Consider the following 4,703-nt stretch of genomic DNA (forward strand, 5'->3'; position numbering starts at 1 on the left):
AGCTGAACGTGTTTCCGGTTCCGGATGGTGATACTGGTACAAACATGAGTATGACAATTATTTCTGCAGCAAAAGAAGTTGCTGCTGTGGAGAAACCGGTGATGAAAGATCTTGCAAAAGCAATTTCTTCCGGATCACTGCGCGGGGCAAGAGGAAACTCAGGTGTTATTTTATCACAATTATTTAGAGGATTTGCTACAGGTCTTGAGGGGAAAGACGAAGCGAGTATTGAAGAGATTGCTTTTGCACTTGAAAGTGGTGTTAAAACAGCTTATAAAGCAGTTATGAAGCCAGTTGAAGGAACTATTTTAACTGTTGCTCGTGAATCGGCTGAAGCTGCTGTTTGCAAATATGAAACAGTTGAGACCATCACTGATTTATATGAACTAGTCGTAAATGAAATGCAAATTTCATTGGATCGTACACCAGATCTTTTACCTGTTTTAAAAGAGGTAGGCGTTGTTGATAGTGGTGGACAAGGGTTAACATATATTTTTGAAGGATTCTTAAAAGCTTTAAAAGGTGAAGTAATTAATTTAGAACAAGTATCTGAAACGACACAAGAATCAGCTCAAATGGCATTAAGCAGTGATGAAATTGAATTTGGATATTGTACAGAGTTCATTTTACGTTTAGATGAGGAACGCACTCCATTTAAAGAAGAAGTTTTCCGCGGACGTTTGGAAAAGTTAGGAAATTCGATTGTCGTTGTTCAAGATGAAGACATTGTTAAAGTTCATGTTCATACCTTAACACCAGGAGAAGCTTTAACATTAGCACAAAAACATGGTGAATTTGTGAAGTTAAAGATTGAAAATATGACAGAACAACACAATGAAATTATCGGACAAAATAGTTCTGAACCGGCTATGCCAGCGACAAAAGAACAAGTGGAATATGGAATTATTTCAGTTGTTGCAGGTGAAGGGATTAAGCACTTATTTGAGGAACAAGGATGTCATTATGTGATTGAAGGTGGACAGACAATGAATCCATCAACAGAAGACTTCTTAAAGGCAATTGATGAATTAAATGCAAAAAATATTATTATTTTACCAAATAATAGTAATATTATCATGGCAGCTAATCAAGCGGCTCAAGTAACAGAAGATATTAATGTTGTTGTTATTCCGTCAAAAACAATTCCACAAGGTTATACATCATTAATTATGTTTAATGAAAATGCATCTGTTACTGAAAATACTGAAGTAATGACACAAGCTATTACAGAAGTAAAATCAGGACAAGTTACATATGCTGTTCGTGATACACAAATGAATGGTGTTGACATTAAGGAAAATGATTTTATCGGAATTTTAGATAAAGATATTGTTGTATCAGTACCAGATCGTTTTGAAAGTGCTTGTGCTTTAGTTGATAAAATGATTGATGAAGATAGTGAAATTGTAACGATCATTTACGGTGAAGGAACAGATGAAGATGAAGCTGATGAATTAGCAGAGTACATTGAAAACAAATATGATGACGTAGAAGTAACGATTTTCAATGGAGAACAACCTGTTTATTCATACATTATCTCAGTTGAGTAATAGAATGAGATTTGAGACGTGTTAATCATTTAACACGTCTTTTTTCATATTTAAATTGACACTTTATGATACAATATAAGAAAAAATGATGATTTGAAAGGGTGTGAGAAAATGTCATTAAATGAAATTTTAGTTACAGAAGTTAAAGGGGTCGGCAAAGCAATGGTTGAAAAGTTGGCTCAACTTAAAATTGTGACGGTAAAAGATTTATTAGAGTATTTTCCCTATCGCTATGAAAATTATGAATTGATTGATATTCATCACGCCATGCATGAAGAAAAAATTACCGTTGAAGCAAAAGTCATTACAGCTTGTAGTGTTCAATATTATGGAAAAATGAAGGCTCGTATGAGTTTTAATGTGTTAGTTAATCATGAAGTCGTTAAAGTCGTTGTCTTTAATCGTCAATTTTTAAAAAATCAATTAAAGTTAGATACTTTAATTACCGTGACGGGAAAATGGGATTTAGGACGTAAGGTAATTACAGCGACAGATATTATCATTGGGAGTGCAGAGGGAAGAGGAATTGAGCCAGTTTATTCTTTAAAGGAAATTCCAACTAAAACATTTAAAAAAATAGTAAAAGCAGCCTATGAACAATTTCACTCACTGATTAATGATGATCTTCCACTCGACTTGCAACAATCTTATCGATTAATTTCATATAAGGATGCTGTATCATTTGCCCATTTTCCAAAGAATAAAGAACAAGTACGTCAAGTTGAACGCCGTATTAAATATGAGGAATTATTGAAGTTTCAGCTTAAAATTCAATATTTACGTCATCAAACGAAACATGAAAAAGTAGGGGCGAATAAATGTTTTGATGAGATGAAAGTGGAGCAATTCATTCATCAATTGCCGTTTCAATTAACAGAGGCACAGTTGACTGTATTATCTGAAATCAAAACAGACTTAATGAGTCCCACTCGGATGAATCGATTACTACAAGGGGATGTAGGTTCAGGAAAAACAGTTGTAGCAGCTGTGAGCTTATTTATGACAATGTTAGCTGGTTTTCAGACGGCTTTAATGGTCCCAACTGAAATACTTGGGCAACAACATTATAAATCATTTTGTGAGCTCTTTTCCCCGTTTAAAGAGGTAAACATAGAGTTTTTAAGTAGCTCGGTTAAAGGGAAACGACGACGTGAAATTTTAGAAAAGTTAAGACAAGGTGAAATTAATCTGCTCGTTGGAACTCATGCGATTATTCAACAAGAAGTTGTCTTTCAAAATTTAGGACTTGTCATAACGGATGAACAGCATCGTTTTGGAGTCAATCAGCGAAAAATGTTACGTGAAAAAGGTGAATTTGTAGATGTATTGATGATGACAGCAACGCCAATTCCAAGAACGCTTGCAATTTCAGCTTTTGGTGATATGGATGTTTCAACGATTACTCAAATGCCTAAAGGGCGTAAACCTGTTGAAACCTATTTAATTGATAGTGGAAAGTTAGATCGGGCATTAAATTTTATTCAAGATGAAATTTTAAGTAAAGGTCAACAGGCGTATGTTATTACCCCACTAATTGAGGAATCTGAAGCGATGGATGTACAAAATGCGGTAGAAGTGTATCATTTGTGGCAACACCATTTTCAGGGACGGGCAAAGGTCGGATTAATGCATGGACGTTTGTCTCAAGCTGAAAAAGATGCTGTAATGGATGATTTCGTGGCGAATCGTTCTCAAATTTTAATTTCAACGACTGTGATTGAGGTTGGAGTAAACGTTCCAAATGCCAATTTGATGCTCATTTATGATGCCCACCGATTTGGATTATCGCAATTACATCAGTTAAGGGGACGTGTTGGACGTGGAAGTGAACAGGCCTATTGTCTATTGATGAGTGATATTAAAAATGAAGCGAGCTTAGAGAGACTAACAATTATGACTCAGACAACGAATGGCTTTGAAATATCAGAAGCTGATTTAAAACTTCGTGGTCCTGGAGATTTCTTTGGGGAGAAGCAGTCAGGGGTTCCAGTGTTTAAAATGGCGGATTTAGTACAAGATTTTAATATTTTACAAGTTGCGATGCAAGATGCTTATCGTTTAGTCAGTTCAGATGAATTTAAACAAAATAATTTATATTTACCACTACGCGATTATATCGAATCAACGGTGGCCAATGAGATGCATCAATTTGATTAAAATCAGAAAAGTTAGGTGTCGAAAACCTTTGAAATAGTTTATAATGGTAATAGTTATTTTTTTTATAAGATGAATGAATGCTAAGGAATTAGCGTCAATGAATGAGGTGACATGAAATGTTTAAAATAGGATTAGACGCCATGGGTGGCGATTTTGCTCCAGAACAACCAGTATTAGGTGCTTATGAAGCAGTGGAAAAATTTAATGATATTGAGATTTTGTTATATGGGCAAGCGGATGAAATAAAAAAATATATGAAGGAACCACACGAGCGTATTAAAATCGTTCATTGTGAAGAAGTGATTCCGATGGATATTAAAGATCCTGCCATGGCCATTCGAAAATATAAAGATTCTTCAATGGTACGTGCTTGTAAAGATGCTAAAGCTGGTGAAATTGATGCGGTTGTTTCAGCAGGAGCTACAGGTGCGTTAATTGCAGCGGGAACGTTGGTTGTAAAACGTTTGAAAGAAGTGGAGCGTCCAGCCTTAGCTCCTGTTATGCCGACGATTAAAGCAAATAAATATACGATTTTATGTGATGCTGGAGCAACAAGTGAGGCCAAACCTCAATATTTATATCAGAATGCGAAAATTGCTTCAATTTATGCCAAAGAAGTGTTACATATTCAAAACCCAAGTGTTGCTTTATTAAATATTGGAACAGAAGAAGGAAAAGGAACAGACCTTCAAAAAGAAGCATTTAAATTGATTCAAGCGGATTCTTCGATTAACTTCGTTGGAAATATGGAAGGAAAAACAATGATTTCTGGTGAAGTAGATATCATTGTGGCAGATGGATACTCTGGAAATATTGCCTTAAAAGCGGTAGAAGGGACTTCAAAATCAGTCTTTTCATTATTAAAAGAAGAATTAATGTCTTCAACACGAGGAAAAGTAGGGGCTTTAATTTTAAAACCAATTTTTAGCCGTATTAAAAAGCGAATGGATGCTTCAGAGGTAGGGGGAGCAATGTTACTTGGGGTAACAGCACCTG

Annotated in this window: 3 protein-coding genes; all 3 read left to right on the forward strand. The window is 35.3% G+C overall.

Annotated elements, in window-relative coordinates; translation table 11 throughout:
- The coding region (locus QWC74_RS14725) for a DAK2 domain-containing protein (RefSeq protein ID WP_288994298.1) at positions 1 to 1,550 on the forward strand (1,550 nt) is incomplete at its 5' end.
- A 111-nt stretch (positions 1,551 to 1,661) separates the two neighbouring features.
- The gene (recG, locus tag QWC74_RS14730) at positions 1,662 to 3,707 is read left to right on the forward strand and encodes an ATP-dependent DNA helicase RecG (RefSeq protein ID WP_006785132.1); all 2,046 of its coding nucleotides are present in this window, start codon (positions 1,662 to 1,664) and stop codon (positions 3,705 to 3,707) included.
- Between the two features lie 116 nt (positions 3,708 to 3,823).
- The coding region (gene plsX / locus QWC74_RS14735; RefSeq protein ID WP_288994300.1) for a phosphate acyltransferase PlsX at positions 3,824 to 4,703 on the forward strand (880 nt) is incomplete at its 3' end.

Origin of the sequence: uncultured Turicibacter sp., assembly GCF_938044715.1 — a bacterium.
Lineage (GTDB): Bacteria > Bacillota_I > Bacilli_A > MOL361 > Turicibacteraceae > Turicibacter > Turicibacter sanguinis.